This is a genomic window from Ruegeria sp. BG3 (assembly GCF_056538485.1).
In genome coordinates this window covers 281860-297796 of record NZ_JBQFTE010000004.1, presented here as the reverse complement: position 1 = coordinate 297796, position 15937 = coordinate 281860, and the positions used below count along the sequence as shown (strand labels likewise).

Annotated in this window: 12 protein-coding genes; 10 read left to right on the top strand and 2 right to left on the bottom strand. The window is 51.5% G+C overall.

The genetic code is table 11. The features are described 5' to 3' along the window. Positions 1-36: 36 nt before the first annotated feature. Positions 37-1695 carry a sulfatase-like hydrolase/transferase gene (locus ACR0AI_RS09005; protein WP_480673311.1) on the bottom strand — a complete coding sequence of 553 codons (1659 nt, stop codon included), beginning with the start codon at positions 1693-1695 and terminating at the stop codon, positions 37-39. Positions 1696-2037: 342 nt separating this feature from the next. Here ACR0AI_RS09005 and ACR0AI_RS09000 point away from each other — a divergent pair, with 342 nt between their 5' ends. Beyond that, entirely contained in the window at positions 2038-2931 is an 894-nt protein-coding gene (locus tag ACR0AI_RS09000; protein ID WP_480701299.1) for a helix-turn-helix domain-containing protein, read from the top strand. A 346-nt stretch (positions 2932-3277) separates the two neighbouring features. On the opposite strand, the gene ACR0AI_RS08995 is transcribed toward ACR0AI_RS09000, so the two are convergent. Then, a complete protein-coding gene (locus ACR0AI_RS08995; RefSeq protein ID WP_480673307.1) occupies positions 3278-5914 on the bottom strand; it encodes an AsmA family protein in 2637 nt (878 codons plus the stop codon). 171 nt (positions 5915-6085) lie between these two features. Here ACR0AI_RS08995 and ACR0AI_RS08990 point away from each other — a divergent pair, with 171 nt between their 5' ends. The 9 genes from ACR0AI_RS08990 to ACR0AI_RS08950 all read left to right on the top strand — a co-directional run bounded on the left by ACR0AI_RS08990 (position 6086) and on the right by ACR0AI_RS08950 (position 15853). Then, positions 6086-6325: a hypothetical protein gene (locus ACR0AI_RS08990; protein WP_480673306.1), complete on the top strand. Its 240-nt coding sequence runs from the start codon at positions 6086-6088 to the stop codon at positions 6323-6325. Between the two features lie 128 nt (positions 6326-6453). Next, positions 6454-7257 (top strand): alpha/beta fold hydrolase, encoded by an 804-nt coding sequence (locus ACR0AI_RS08985; protein WP_480673304.1) that lies wholly within the window; start codon positions 6454-6456, stop codon positions 7255-7257. A 219-nt stretch (positions 7258-7476) separates the two neighbouring features. Beyond that, positions 7477-8577 carry an efflux RND transporter periplasmic adaptor subunit gene (locus ACR0AI_RS08980; protein ID WP_480673302.1) on the top strand — a complete coding sequence of 367 codons (1101 nt, stop codon included), beginning with the start codon at positions 7477-7479 and terminating at the stop codon, positions 8575-8577. An 8-nt stretch (positions 8578-8585) separates the two neighbouring features. After that, positions 8586-11714, top strand: coding sequence for an efflux RND transporter permease subunit (locus ACR0AI_RS08975; RefSeq protein ID WP_480673300.1), 3129 nt, complete (start codon positions 8586-8588; stop codon positions 11712-11714). Between the two features lie 428 nt (positions 11715-12142). Beyond that, positions 12143-12406 (top strand): hypothetical protein, encoded by a 264-nt coding sequence (locus ACR0AI_RS08970; RefSeq protein ID WP_480673298.1) that lies wholly within the window; start codon positions 12143-12145, stop codon positions 12404-12406. An 87-nt stretch (positions 12407-12493) separates the two neighbouring features. Then, a complete protein-coding gene (locus ACR0AI_RS08965) occupies positions 12494-13786 on the top strand; it encodes an MFS transporter (RefSeq protein ID WP_480673296.1) in 1293 nt (430 codons plus the stop codon). Continuing rightward, a complete protein-coding gene (locus tag ACR0AI_RS08960) occupies positions 13776-14900 on the top strand; it encodes a class I SAM-dependent methyltransferase (RefSeq protein ID WP_480673294.1) in 1125 nt (374 codons plus the stop codon). The genes ACR0AI_RS08965 and ACR0AI_RS08960 overlap by 11 nt, the downstream gene beginning before the upstream one ends. 21 nt (positions 14901-14921) lie before the next feature. Further along, positions 14922-15323: a methylglyoxal synthase gene (locus tag ACR0AI_RS08955; RefSeq protein ID WP_480673292.1), complete on the top strand. Its 402-nt coding sequence runs from the start codon at positions 14922-14924 to the stop codon at positions 15321-15323. A 125-nt stretch (positions 15324-15448) separates the two neighbouring features. Then, complete coding sequence (locus tag ACR0AI_RS08950; RefSeq protein WP_480673290.1) at positions 15449-15853, top strand: hypothetical protein; 405 nt, start codon at positions 15449-15451, stop codon at positions 15851-15853. The last annotated feature ends 84 nt before the right edge of the window (positions 15854-15937 follow it).

Below are 15937 nucleotides of genomic sequence, written 5' to 3'. Positions count from 1 at the left end.
GTGATCGCCACGCCCCGAAGGGCGTGACGTTCGGCTTTAGTCCTGCCAGCTCATGAACACGTCGCGGGCCTCTTGGCTTTCAGGCCGCAGGTTCTCGATGCCGCCATAGGGGATATCCTTGCCGATCTCGGAGTTCGGATATTTGGCGATCATTTTCTGATGCCTTTTGACCATGTCCTGGAACGAGGCACCGGACCAAAGCGCGTTCCCGATCAGAGCGTTCTCTTCCCGCGGGTCCCGATAGATGTTAAAGACGGGCGCTGCCGCTCCGGGCTGACCGGGCGCGGGCAGGTGCATCTTGAACTCCTGCTTGACGACCGAACGCAGAACCGGCCCCTCATAGACATACACGTAGTCGCGGCGGCCATTGCCTTCACCCTCAAGCAGCAGGGCGGTCTGATCGATACCGTCAATCACCCGGTCGCGCGGGATGAAATCCGTCGCACCTGCGATGCGAGCCATCGTCGTATAGATATCCGAGACGTGAAAGATGTCACCGGCAGCACTGTCGGCTTCAATCACTCCAGGCCAGCGGATGAAGGCATCGGTTCGGACACCGCCCTCAAGATGCTGGGTCTTGCCGCCGCGATAGATCAACTGGTTCAGGCCTGAGGTCCCCTCGTAATGATACATCAACCCGTTATCCGCCATGATCATGACGATGGTGTTGTCGGCCTCGCCGGTCTCATCCAGTTTGGCCAGCACCTCTCCGATCCAGCCGTCGAGCAGTTGCAGCTTGTCGGCATGGAAGCCGCCGTTTCGCGACAGCGCCTGATCCGGGTAGACGAAGTTCAGCGGGTAAAGCGGCCAGTATTGCAAAAAGAACGGCTCATCCTGCGCGGCGACCTGTTCAAGCTGCCCCAGTGCCTGCGCCTGATAGCGTTCGTTCATCTGTTCGTACTTGGCCTGCGTCCATTCTTCGCCCGCTTCCATGTCAACTTCGCGCGCGGTGCCGCCTGCCTGTGCCTCGACACCGGTGACCAGACCATAGGGCTTGAACCGTTCATCCAGCAGAAACTGGTTGTTCTGCCCCGAGGGATGATATCCCAGCATGTTGTTGGCCTGCATGGCCTCGCGGGTCATCAGGCTGAGTTGCACCTGCTGGTGCAGCGGAAAGGCGGCGTAGTCAAAGCCCTGATTGTGCGGATAGGCTTCCTCGATATCACCCTGATGCCACTTGCCCACATGCGAGGTGTTGTACCCGGCCTGTTTCAGGATCTCTGGCAGGGTAACCTCGCTTGCAGGTAGGCCCTCGCCGACCAGGGCGACCTTAACCTCTTCTACACCGGCCCGGATCGGGTGCCGACCAGTCAGCATGGCCGTGCGGGTCGGCGTGCAGGAGGGTTCCGTGTACATGCGCATCAGCGACATGCCTTCACTGGCGAAGTCGTTGATATTTGGGGTTTCGATCCCCATCACATAGTTCATCTTGCGCTCGCCCATCTGGCCGAAGCTGATGTCATCGATAAGAATGTACAGAAAGTTCGGAGGCTTGCCGTCATTGGCCTCGCGGATCTCGGCCAACCTGGCCTCGATCCCAGCGTCCTGCGCATCCCATTGATCCCCGAACTGGGCCCTCAGGAATTCGAACTCACCATCATGAACGATCGCATCTTGCTGCGCGCTTGCTGGCATGACGCCCAGCATGGCAAACAAACAGGCTGCGACACTCGTCTTACGTAAGGCTCTAGTCACTCTCGGACCTCCTTTTGACACTCGTAGATTCCAACGCCTGAACGATCAGTTCGTGGCATTTTGCGGAAAGGGATTGGTTTGATCGTTTTGCCAGCTCTGAAAGCTGGCAATGTTCCGAAGGCGTCAGGAACGTCACCACTCGTTCGGATCGGGCATCCCCCTTCGGTAGCCGAGGGCGGCCCATTGTCGTATCGCTTGAAGACATCGGCTTCACTTGACATGCCACCTATTGAATTCGTTACATTACCGGTAAACTGTCAGGATCTGGGGGTGGACCACATCAAGAATTCGCCAAATATGCCAAACGCGGCGCCGTCCGGTTGGGGCGGAGCGTCACCGGCGATGGCCCTGTCTCTTGATCATCCAAACAGAATCGGAGAGCTCACGCCCTGGGAGGTCGATTTTCGGCAGCTCGATCCCGGGCGGTTGTCCACAGCGATAACCGTGCGTTCAGGTCAGGCTGTTTCTGCCCTCAACATCGCGATGAACCAGCGTGTCCACCAGCGTGGTGTTTCGCCGGACGGATGGAAGACGTTTGGCATCCCCACGCGCGGTGCCATCGAAAAGTGGCAGGCCAATGACGTCACGGACAGCGCTTTTCTGGTCTTCGGTGATCGGGATGGTTTTGATGGCATCACGACCGCTGGATTTTCGGGAAGCGTAGTTTCGTTTGAAACCGAACGGTTGGAAAAGCTGGCCGAAACTTGCGGGTTTCATCTAGAGGGCGACGAACCGGAAGCCCGCAAATTGGGCACCAAAGCAGGGTTGGCCAGCATGGCGCGGCTGCAGAGGGCTGTCGTCCGATTGCTGAACGACGCGACTGCCAACTGGTATCAGGACACTGAAGAGGCGCTGATGCTTGAGGCCCTTAAGATCCTGACCGACACGGACGCGCATTTTGACAGAAGCCAAGCTGAAACCAGACGGCGCGCCCTGAGCCGCGCAATTGATCTCATGCTCGCCAATCTGGAGGACCCGATCTCGATTGAGGAAATCTGCCGGGAATGCGCAGCCTCATGGCGCACATTGGACCGCGCCTTCAAGGAACAGTTCGGTCTTGGTCCAAAGGCGTACTATATGCGGCTCCGGCTAAACCGGGTTCGCGAGGACCTGCTGAACAGATCCTTCGATGGCTCAATTGCGGATGCTGCCAACCGCTGCGGGTTTTGGCATATGGGTCAGTTTGCGAAAGACTATCGGCTATTTTTTGATGAGTTGCCTTCGGAAACGAGGTGAGGCACCGGCCGAACACTCTGCGCGGGAACTGCGCGATCACGGCCTCATCATTCATTCAAGACACGCAGAGCTCGAATCCACCACTCCGATGGATAAAAAGCCAATGAAGCACTAACAATCAAGCTGGACCAGTCAGATGAGGCTGCTCAAAAGACCGTTTTCTTTCTAAGGTATTTATCACTGTGCACGCCATCGCAATTACCTCAAGCCAGCGTGAAACAACGCTAGACAACCCGTTGATAGGTCAAAAAGCAGGCGATAGCCGCACGCCACCCGCTAAGTAGACTCCGCCAGATGTTTGGGGATGTAACCCGCCAATTCTGTGCAACACAAAGTTAATCTTATTCTATCGTTTCAGTTGATCTATATCCGGAATACAGGATCTTCGGTTTTCGGGTAACTCTGTCGCTCCGTCCGCGCGTTTCTGGAAAACGTTGTGGTGAAGAAGCTTGATTTTCGGATGCGTCAGCGTCCCAACGACCTCGAACGGCCACGCGCTCCGCGACAAGGGCCTACCGAGTTTTCGGGCCTCGGCCTGAATTGAAATCGTGTTTTTTTTCCAATCCAGATCGCCGTGGGCAACAAGCTGTACCTTTTTAGTTTCCGCGACAAACGAGCTGAATGAAACGTCGCCAGCATCGATTTTAATAGGAGCGGCGAGGCACGTGATCTTGCTGTAACCTTTTCTCAGTTCTTCAGAAATTAACCAAGGAAAAATGCCAAGACCGGACAGTTCGAGAAGACTGGTTGATATTCCACCATTTGTCATCAAGATAGATGCAGAGCCTCTCATCGAGTTAAAATAGGTCTCAACCGAGCGCCTGTTTCCGGTAAACTCAAAATTCCCATGAAGCTGGCCTACTGCCGAGTATTTAGTATTAAACTCGTTGAACAAGGTTGCCAGATTCCAATCCTTTATTGTGCCTTGAAGTGAAAGCAACTGCGGGCTCTTCACCATATTCATTTTTGCCGTAGCGGAGAAATGACCTCCATCATAGGCGACATCGACCGGCCCAAGCTGGGCAAGGCCGTTCTTTGCCTTGAGATGGCTGGACAGGCTGGTTATTCCCTGTTCGCCCTCGATTTTTTTGATATCAATGGACACATCGACATCCTGATCGAGCAGAAAGTCTTCTACCTCGACAAGATCACTGACTTTGCTTTTCGACACCTTGTGCTTTACGCCACTGGTTCCGGGTTGGCGAAAGCTTGTTGCAATGCGTGAGACAAAAGCAAAAGCGTTTCTAACGTCTTGAAGTTCAATACTCTGACTGGAAACCTTGCCTTGCGTCAGTGGACGCGCGCCAGACGTGGATGTCTCAAGTTTGGCACTCAGTTGCGACTTTCCGGATGTTACCGCAAGTACGCTTGAGAAGTTGTCTTGTTTTCCGTTTGCGGACAGGCTGACCTTTAATTGTCCGGCTTTGATTGTTTTCTGCCCAATGGCCGCTAGGAAACGGGCGCTGTCTTTGACATCTAGATTGAAATCGAAGGACAGGTTTTCAAATTCGTTTACATTCCCGAGTTTGGCTTGGGTTTTGAGCACCCATATTTCAGTATCAACGGTCTGCGCATCGAATTTGTTGAGGCTTAGGAACCCCTGTAGATCGTCCACCGAAAAACTGCCTTCGACGCTGCCAAGCGATTTTGCGCTAAGGCTTTGGAAAAACAGCGATGACGGTATCGACATCGTAGCGCTAAAGGCGACCTCTTTCAGGCGCAACAGGTCTTTAATGTTGCCTTTGGCCAAAAAGTAGGGTCGATCCTGTGGTCCCGCCTGCAAGCTAATATTTTCCAGCATAAGATTACCATTGTCAGCGCGAAACAGGCGTCCAAAGCGAACCGGACCTATCTGTTTTAATTCATTGTCAAACGCGTTGGTGGTCAGAGTCAGATCCTGAAGCTCCAGCGCGTTTTCAGTGCCAACAACGTGGGTTGAAAGGTCGGTGAGCTTTAAGTCCTTTAGATCCGTGGCCGTTTCAGGTGGATCACCCTGCGGATAGAGGCGTCCGTCAACTGCAAGATCGATACCTTCAAAGCCGATCAGATTTTCGATAGAGCCTTCCACTGTCAGCAATTGACCTTTTGAAAGGTTTAAGGCCGTGCTGAGATCTGAGACTTTCAGCTTTGGGTTCTGGCTTTCTATGTCGGCTGCTAGATTTGCCCGACCTTCAATATCGCGATCCAGTCGGAGAAGTTCCAGAAGATCGCCGATTTCACCAGTATCCAACGTCAGTTTGCCTTTGAAACCGCCACCATTCTCCTCAGAGATAGGGCTGCCGTTGAAGTCAAGCTGCATTGCTCCGAAGTTCGCGTTTGTCCTGAATGGCTGGCCTCGTGGATAGTCACCTTTGATCTGAAAGCTCTGCCCGTTTACTGTTCCGTGGCTTGTCACTGTTGCACCGGAATTGTCACCGAGTTGATCCAAATGCAGATTTTCCAATTCGAAATCGAATTCGAAACCGGTTGTCTCATTTTCCGCGATCAAAGAAACGGACGTGAAAGCTGCTGTCTTGTCGCTCAGGAAATCTAGAATACCACCCGTATCATTCTGTATCCCTAATGCTGTCGTACTAACCTGAGGCCGATTGGTCGCAACCCAGCTTTGCATCCCGTCTGCGTCGGTCAGTAGTCGTACTTTCAATCCATCGATGATCAAGTTGTCGATGTTGATCTGACCTGAAATCAACGCTGGCAGGTTTAGTTCAAGCTCTAGAACTTCTAGAGCTGCCAAATTTACGTTTTCTATTGTCTCGCTGGGCACTTCCACTTTGGTTGCGCGGACGTGGGTTGTCGGTCCCAAAACGACGCTCACATCTCCTCTTATTTGCACTGTCTGTCCGATTTGTTCTGAAAGCATCTTTTCCAGAACCGGCGTTCGAAAGCCGGAGAAAACAGGCAACGCTAAGGCAGTCCAGACAAGCGCAATGACGACAACAATGAGCAGGGCGGCATGTCCAGCTATTCGCAAAATCAGTTTCATGGAACTCAACACCTTCGCCTTACATCGCCTAGGCTAACAAACGTCTGCTCAAAGAGACACTGCCTTTGGCGGTTGTGGAAACGTCCATTGAAATGCCAAATTCATTTGTTCCAAAATAAACAACGTGCATGTTTTTTGGACAATGCATCAATCGGAAGACGAGAAAGAGCGATGGGCCTTTCGAAAATCGTTTTGACCTCAGCCTTGCTTGCTTTCCCGTTTGCGATGGGCTTGCTTGCTTTGTTTGGCGCTTTCACCACTGTGGTTGAGTTGGAAGACTATTCGACTTCAGGGTTGCCTTTTGCGTTATTCACAGCCCTAATGTTTATCCTTTCGGCACCCCTCTTTTTGCCGCCGCGATTTCAACAGGAAAGATATCTGCTTGAAGTAGGTGTAGACAAATTCCATTGAGAGTGGGTTCGTTTTCTTTTTGAACTGAAAGCGCAATCCTGATTCAAGGGAGCGATACGGCTCTACGAAAAGAACAAATTGTGTTTTAAGCTTTGGCTATCGACCGAGAGCTTATTAAGGAATGTCAGATGGTTGTGAGATCGAAATTTGATTGCGATGGTGTAAAACTAGCTGTGCAAGGCGAATTCACAGATGACACCATGGTGTTTCAACACGGCTTGTGCGACACCGCTGAATATCCAATTGAGGCTTTTCCGCAAGATACAGATACAAGTGTTGTAGCGATGGAGTTTCGCGGACATGGCGACTCAGAAGCCGGGCCTGCTGATGACTTCTCGATCAGACAATTCACAGACGACGTGATTGCGCTCATAGAGGCAAAAGCTTCCCGGCCTGTCGTAATCGGTGGTATTTCCATGGGTTCTGCTGTTGCGCTGCGTGTTGCCGTTCAGCGACCTGAGCTTATCAGAGCATTGGTGGTGGGTCGACCAGCCTGGCTGATGTCTCAAGCACCATCAAACTTGCTTCCACTACTGCTTATCGGACGGTCTCTTCGTCAGGATCCCCAAAAAGCACTGAGCAAATTTCGGAGAAGTGAACTCCACAGCATGTTGTCGGAGCATTTTTCTCACAATTTGAGTGCACTTCTCGAGCTTTTCGACAGACAACCGTTCGATATCACTGCGGAACTGCTTACGCGGATTTCCATGGACGGACCAAGTTTGAGTGTCGACGATGTCGCTTCGATAAATGTGCCGACTCTGGTGGTTGGAACAGACAATGACATCATTCACCCGCTTGATTATGCGTCGTCGCTTTCAAAAATAATCCCTAACGCAGAATTGGCAGTTATTACCCCAAAGTTTGATGATGTAGACCAATATCGAGTAGATTTTCAAAGTGTCCTATCAAGCTTCTTACGCAGGCTTTGAACAATGCAACGATTGCAAAAACAGCGTGATATCACCTATAGCGTTGTCTGATTTTCGTTAGGCAGATCCCTTGAGACCAAGTCGGTTGCGATAGCGAGAGTTCCCGTAAAGGGATGAGTAGAGCACTTAAAACTGGGCTAGCCTCGCCGCAGGAGAAAACCGTTGCGCCGCCGTCCTGATGCGGAGATAGTCGAATGAATCTAGCAAAAGGGCGGCCTTTTGAAACCTTCTGATCTGCTTGGTTCGATACTCTTTTACTTGTTTCTGCCGGCAATGGCAGCGGCTCAGTCCGAAGCGACTGTTCCCAGCGTGATGGTGGCATCAGCGACGCTAGAGGATTTGCAAAAACAAGATCAGTTCGTCGGTCGCGTAGTTGCAGATCAAAGCGTCGATCTGCAAGCACGGGTGGAAGGTTTTTTAGAGGAGGTCAATTTTGTCGAGGGTGGAACGGTGTCGAAAGGCGATGTTCTATTCCGCATAGAAAAGAATAAATATGCTGCCAGCGTAGATAGGGCTTCGGCCGCGCTTAAAAGCGCAGAAGCCAGCGCTCAGGCGGGTAAGACCGAATTGGATCGGCAAAAGGCCTTGTTCGATAAGGGAGATATACCGCAATCGGTGCTGGACACTGCGTTAGCAGATTACGCATCAGAGCAAGCGGCGGTAGATGAAGCACAGGCAAATCTCAAGATTGCGCAGATCGATCTGAATTATACCGAAATCGTCAGCCCGATTGATGGACGCATCGGGTTGTCTGTTGTTGATGCAGGCAATCTCGTGAGTTCGGACACTGGTGTTCTGGCGACTGTAAACAGTATTGATCCGATGCTAGTTAGCTTTTTTATCTCTGAGCCTGTTCTACAGCAGGAGCGTCGGAAAGGGCTCATTGACAAAGGCAATATCAAGTTGACGACCCAAATTAGATTGGCAGATGGAGAGACCTATCCAGCGGAGGGTAAGGTCATTTTCGTCGGCGACAGCGTCAATCAGGATACTGACACCATTGAACTACGCGCTAGCTTTGACAACCCGGATGGAGTTTTGATTCCAGGTCAGTTCGTGAGTGTTGGTCTGACTGGATCCGACGACCTGAAGGTGCTGACCGTGCCGCGTAACGCTGTGCAATTTGATAAGCAGGGGTACTTTGTGTTTTTAGTCGATGATCAGAGTAAAGCGAACCGAAGGAATATTGAGATCGGCACCCAAACGTCTACCAAAACCGAGGTCACAAATGGTCTGACCCAAGGTGACCGTGTGGTAGTCCAGGGTCTTCAAAAAATTCATGATGGTTTGGTCGTGAAAGCGGTCGAAAGTCAAGGTTAGGGTCCGGCTTGATCGCGCGCTACTTCATCAACAGGCCGCATTTTGCAGCAGTTATAGCGATATTGATGGTTATTTTCGGAGCGGTCTGTGTCCGTCTCATCCCGATCACTGAATATCCGCACATCACGCCTCCACAGATCTATGTTGATACCTCTTATCCGGGCGCGGATGCACAAGTCATTTTGGAATCTGTGGCTACACCCATTGAAGAACGCGTAAACGGTATACCGGGTATGTTGTCTTTGGCGTCCAAAAGCGCGAACGACGGCACCTACATGCTGAATGTGTCCTTTGAACTGGGCACTGATCCCGACGTAGCCGCTGTTGAGGTCCAGAACCGTATCGCGCTGGCCAGCTCCGAACTGCCATCGGCCGTTTTGCAACAGGGAATTGAGGTAACCAAGCGGTCTGGGAATATGATCGTTGTTATTAACCTGACCTCGCCAAACGGATCGCGAGATGAATTGTATCTTAGCAACTATGCCGCTGATTTCCTTCACGATCCTTTGCAAAGGTTGCCAGGGGTAGGCGCAGTTCGGCAGTTCGGCCAGCTGGAATATAGCATGCGGGTCTGGATCAATCCGGTGCGTATGGCTGCGCTAGGTATTACTGCGGCCGAGGTAGCCGACGCGATCAAGGATCAGAACGTCATCGCGGCCGCTGGACAAGTTGGAGCACCACCGTTCGCAGATGACCAAACGGACTTTCAGTTCAAGCTGCGGGCGGAGGGCTTGCTGCGGGATGCAGAGGAATTCGGGCGAATTATCGTCGCTTCGGACGCAAATGGGTCAGTAACTCGACTAGAGGATATCGCTCGGGTCGAGTTAGGTTCCGCAACCTATTCCGGCTCGACTAAATTGAACGGAAAAGACTCTGCAACCGTCGCCGTATATCAAGAAAGCTCAGCCAATGCGCTAAAAATCTCGAACAACCTGCACGCATTGATGAAGGACTTGTCAAAAAAGTTTCCGCCGGGCGTGTCCTATGAAATTACGTATGACGTGACGGATGCAGTGCGTGTTTCAATCCGGGAAATCTTGAAAACTTTGGCTTTGACAGCCGGACTTGTTGTCACGGTGACCTTCTTGTTTCTGGCCAGCGTGCGCGGCACCATCGTACCAGCCATTGCTATTCCCGTCTCGCTTTTGGGGACGGTAGCGCTGATCTATGGCATCGGTTTCAGCGCAAACATGATAACGCTGTTTGCTCTCGTGCTGGCAATCACATTGGTTGTGGACGATGCAATCATCATTGTCGAGAACGCAGAGCGAATCCTGCGCGAGGAGGAATTGGATCCTCGTGAAGCCACGTTAAAAGCGATGTCTCAAGTGAACCGCCCAATCATTGCGACCACATTTGTTTTGGCGGCTGTTTTTGTGCCGGTTTGCTTCTTCCCTGGTGTAACCGGCACAATCTACTTCCAGTTCGCGCTCACTATCATTTTCGCTTTTGTCTTGTCCGCAGTTAATGCGCTAACTCTGTCGCCGGTCTTGTGTGCAATAATGCTGAAGACAGGCAGAAAGCCGTTTGGACCTTTGGCGTTAGTACCGGCTGGGCTTTCTTGGTTGCGGCGTCAGTATCTGCGCCTTGTCGCTTTCATGCTTCGTTACATGGCGATGTCGCTCCTGGCTTTCGCAGGGGCCGTAGGTTTGACTATTTACTTCTTTGTTTCTGTTCCGACTGGCCTGATCCCGCAAGAAGACAACGGCGTTTTGATGGCATCTATGGAGTTGCCCGACGGTGCTTCATTACAACGCACACAAGCATTTATGGATGAAGCAGGTGCGCTGATTGAGCAGACACCGGGAGTTGAGTCAATCACAATTGTTTCTGGCCACTCGATGCTGGCCGGAGGTCGCTCGAATGCAGGGATGGCAATCGTCACTTTAGCACCATGGGATCAGCGTACTAGCAGGGACTTGCAATGGTTCGCGATCATGCATCGATTGGAACGCCAACTCGCTACACTGCCTGAGGGGGTTTCATACGTCTTTCCTTTCCCGACCATTCACGGGCTTGGCTCAACCGGGGGAATCTCTCTGGAATTGTTAGATCTCGAAAACGGCGACGGGGCAAAGCTTGACGCGATGATGAATGGTTTTGTAACTGCGCTGAATGCGGCTCCTCAGTTTTCGCGGGCACATGGCAATTTTTCAGCCCAAAGTCCTCAGTATAAACTGTCGATTGACCGCGACCGAGCAGAGACCCTCGGCGTAAGTGTGGCCGATATCTTTACGGCTTTGCAATCCAATCTAAGCTCGTACTTCGTCGACAACTTTGTGCTGAATGAGCGGGTTTATTGGGTGGTAATATCCGCCGATGCTCAATTCCGGCAGACATTGGATGACGTCGACAATATCTACGTAAAAAACAGTGCTGGAGACTCTCTGCCGGTTCGAAACTTCGTCAGTAGTGAACCGGTCGTCGCACCGGATACTGTCCCGCGGTACAACCTTTTTACGGCAGCCTCCGTCAGCGCTCAGCTGGCTGACGGAGTCAGTTCAGGCGATGGGATCGCTGCTATTCAAACGATTGCCGACGAAACTCTTCCCGATGGATTTCAGATCGAGTGGTCCGGTGTGACCCAGCAAGAAGTGAAGGCAAAGGGTCTTGTGCCGTACATCGTGCTTTCAGCCATGGTGCTGGCCTACCTTTTTCTTGTGGTTTTGTACGAAAGCTGGATTCTGCCACTGTCGATAGTCTCATCTGTTGTTTTTGCACTTTTAGGTGCGTTGATCCCACTAGCGCTTTTGCCTTTCCTCACCAGCAATATTTTTGCCCAGGTTGGGATGGTTTTATTGATCGGTTTGGCAGCCAAGAAAGCAATCATGGTTGTAGAATTCGCCAATCAGCAGCGATCCAATGGTGTAAGCATTCAAGATGCGGCCCTAAAAGCAGCTGAGGTCAGGTTCCGGCCGGTTACGATGACAGGTCTGTGTTTTATAGTTGGTGTTTTGCCTCTGGTATTGTCCAGCGGAGCAGGGGCTGCTGCAAGAATATCAGTGGGCTATCCGGTACTGTTCGGAATGATCCTCGACAGCACTCTTGGGCTGATTATGATTCCTGTGCTCTATGCGGCGTTTCAGAGTTTCCGAGAACGGTTGGTTGGGCTGGGTCGTACAGTTCGCAGTCTTTGAAACCAGTGAAGCCTTTTGGGTTTCTCCTTGGATGCAAGCAATTTGGAATTCTGTTCGCGTAAGCGCTGAATAGAACGCTTCTAAAGCATCAAGAGCTGTGTCGCGTTGTGCCATGTTCTTTCAAATTTTCGCTATGATCGTTGCGAACAGGACTGCTCAGTAAACCGCCCTGCTGTCCAGGTTGGTTTTAGCGGAGCCGCGCGTCTGCTGGTCATGACCCGTATCGAGAGAGCAGATCGAGTTGCGTCGTACGTGGACTCAAACCGTTTTTTACCGCCCAAGAATGATCACAAAAACGTCATATCGCGCGAAAAGTAATATTTTTACGCGCGTAAATTGATTTCATGTGAAGTGGTTCGCATCACCAGGCAAAAAACGGCGCATAAATCGTAGCCACATCACAACCAGCAAAACGAAAGACCAAAAAAATGTACAACGAAAAAACCGTAAAAGCAGTCAAGAGTATCGACCTTTTCTCCAAGAAAATCGAGATGCTTGAGAAGAAGAAAATGGGCATCGAGAAGCAGACCATCGCGACCGTCAGAAAGATGGAGAAAGCTAAAAACGAAAAGGAAATGCAAAAGCTGCGGGGCGACTGCCTTAAATCCGATCAGTCCAGAGAGAAGGTCGAAAAAGAGATCGAGAAGCTGAATATGCAGCGTTCTAAAATCTTGGAAAAAGAGCTGAAGTAAGGAGTGACTGTCGGAGCCAACTCGTGGCTTACGCGCCGGCGTTCATAGTCTCGCCGTCGGGTTAGAAATGCGAACAGAGGCAACCCAATGACACAAAGATTCTCTCGAAAATCAGTCATTGCAACGACCAGCGGGAATGTTCTCGAATGGTATGACTTCACGGTCTACGGATTTCTCGCTCCGGTCATCGGACGCGTCTTTTTTCCCGAAGGGGACCATTTCGCAGCACTCTTGTCTGCCTTCGCAGTTTTGGCCGTAGGCTACGCTGTACGGCCAATAGGTAGCGTCATCTTTGGCCATATCGGAGACAGGATGGGTCGCAAACCTGCGTTGCTCATCTCTGTCATGGTTATGGGTAGGGGATCGCTCGCAATAGCCCTTTTGCCCACTTACGATCAAATTGGAATTTCAGCGGCCATTCTTCTTGTCGCTATTCGGGTCGTTCAAGGTCTCTCGGTGGCAGGAGAGTTCACAGCCTCAGGCGTAATGACAATCGAACAGTCAGCGCCTGAACGTCAGGCGTTGAACGGCTCTCTGATTGTATGCGCTATGCTGTTGGGCTGTGTCCTGGGAGCAGCCGTTCCAGCGCTGATGTCGAATGTCCTGAGCGACGAACAAGTTGCAAACTGGGGGTGGCGGCTGCCGTTTTTGTTTGGTGCTGTCATTGCCGCGCTAAGTGCCATCCTCCGTCGTGACTTGCAGGAGACGCTTGTAACGGACCAGACAGAGCCATCAGGCGTGTCACCTGTAGTTACAACCTTCCAGAACCACTTTGGATTGCTCTTGAAGATGATGATCCTGCTTATTCCAACAGCCGTCATCTATTTCATGATTTTTGTTTATGCGGCATCCTACCTGACTGACGATATGCAAGTCTCCTCTGCACGTGCTCTCGATATCACCACGGTCAATTTGCTTCTGATGGCCCTGGCCGCCCCTCTATTTGGTCTCCTCGCGGGCCGTTTCGGAGTTCGCGCGGTCTTATTGACTGCTACCGTCGCAACGATCCTTTTCGCTTGGCCGCTGTGGGCTTTGATGCATCAAAGCTCCATTACACTCATTTTTCTTGGACAACTGGGCCTGTCTCTTATCAACAGCGTAGGTTGGGCACTTGCGGTCACTACGCTGACCAACATCTCGCCCCCCGGACTTAAGTGCAGCACAGTTGCCATTGGATACAACAGCTGTATGGCGTTGTTTGGTGGCACAACCCCATTCATCGCAACTTACCTTGTGAACAGAACAGGGGATGGTTTTGCTCCGGTCTACTATCTGATCGCAACTGCTTTTCTCTCGCTCTTCGTCATTTGGCAGTTGCCCACACTTAAGGCGCGCTGGTCTCAGAGCACATCCACAGTCGGAGGTCACAGTGAACAGTAACCAAGAACAAGATCCCACATTTCATACGCCTGTTGCAGGTTCAACGACATCGGGAATGACGGGACACGGGTACTACAACTCGCATTCCGCACCGCAGTGGAACGCGATTGCCGCGATCATGCCCTGGATCGAAGAGGCAGCTCGCACCCTCCCTATGTCCGATGGGGCCACAGGCATTGCCGATTTTGGATGTTCCGAAGGGTCAAATTCAATCGCCGTCATGAGAGAAGTGGCACGCGTTCTAAACACCCGATCAACGTCAGAGGTAAGAGCGATATACTCAGATCTGCCTACAAATGACTTTTCTGAGTTGTTCTTGGCTTTGCAACGCGGCGAAGCGTCTTCTGAAAGCCAGCACAACGTATATTCATCCATTGTTGGTGGTTCGATGTATGACCGACTGCTCCCCACGAACAGCATCAGTTTGGCCAAGACATTCAACACAATCGGGTTCCTATCACGCCGGCCTGTAGCTGAGCTCAACGACTACATATTGCCAAACGGTCCCAGTTCGATCCGAGGTCGCGGCTCGGTTTCGAAGGAAATTAGGAACCTCTTCAAAAACCAGGCCGCTCAGGATGTCGCTGAATTTCTAAAAATGCGGGCGGCTGAGTTGATCCCGGGTGGAAAGGTGATCGTAGAGGTTTTTGGCTGCACCGACGACGCGCGAACGTGCGATGGGATCTATGACGCATTAAACGACGCGGTTCTTCACTTCGTTGAGAACGGGGAGATTTCCCAACAGACATACGCCGGGTACTACCAGCCGGTCTACTTCCGAAGCTTAGAGGAGTTGACCGAGCCGGTAATCAATCCCGCATTTGATGTAAGCGACTACTACTCCATTGAAAAAGCGGAAGCCTACGAGGTGAGCGTCCCATTTTGCGATGCATTTAAAGAAAGTGGTGACGCCGCAGCCTACGCACATGACTTCGTCGGTTTCTTTAGGGCGTTCACCGAGGCTGTTTTAACCAATGCGCTTCCGACAAGCGAAGGCAGGTCTCCGCTTGTCAACAATATCTACGCAAAGGCCGAAGACCTGATCCGTGAGAACCCCGAGTTATACCCATTCCGCTACGCCTCAGTCGCCATGATGTTGACCCGCAAAGCCTGACCAAAGAAGCGAGAGAATCCTATGCTCGAAACATCAAATGAAGTCCCTCTAAAGCTAGCCTTGGTAGCTCATGACGCCAAAAAGGACAGTTTGGTGAGTTGGGCACAGTTGCATGAGAAAGCGCTTCAATCCCATATAATTTTCGCCACCGGAACTACGGGCGGCAAAATAATTGATGCATTGCCGTCACTTGACGTCACACCTTTAAAAAGCGGCCCTCTGGGAGGCGACCAACAGCTTGGTGCCATGATTTGTGAAGGCGAACTGGACGCTCTGTTTTTCTTTGTCGATCCGCTGTCGCCGATGCCTCATGACGTTGATGTTAAAGCACTAAGCCGCCTTGCGATTGTATACGATCTACCGCTGGCACAGAGCCCGCGAACAGCTGATTTCGTGCTTCAGGGCGTTCTCGGGAAAACCTAAAGGAAGCTTAACCTTTGCTTCGTGGAATTCAAATCTCAAGATAACCAGCTTCGGTTTGCAGCGAAAAGGGAAGTTAAGTCTTCCAATTTTTGTGAAACAGAAAGTTAATTGGAGGATATTTTTCCATGAAAACGAGAACATTTGTATCAGCAACCACTGCACTTGGCATTCTCGCCGTTCCAGCGCTTGCCGCAGACAATTGGGCAGGCCAGTACGAGGGGGTCGACCCACTGACCGGAGCTACGATTTCTTTGAGGATCGAGCCGCAGCAGGTAGGGCCTTACAATATCGTCGTAAACACGCCGCAGCACTCCCTCTGTTCAGGGACGGCAAAAATCTTCGGAACCGGAGTAATTGAGGACGACCAGATGCTTCGACTGGACACAGTGGTAAATTGTGCCGGAGCCGAACCCATACTTACCTCTCCGGACACTGTCTATTTCCATGATAGAGACCAGGAGATGATTTACGCCGAAGTTCCGACGGACAATCGTCGGATTAACTATTACCGTGTGCCACAACAGGGCTAACAGAAACTCCGATGAAGCCACATTTAGGCGCTTGAAAAGGGCTTGAAGCTCTTAACCGTAATCTTGCACACTCCTAAGGCCAAG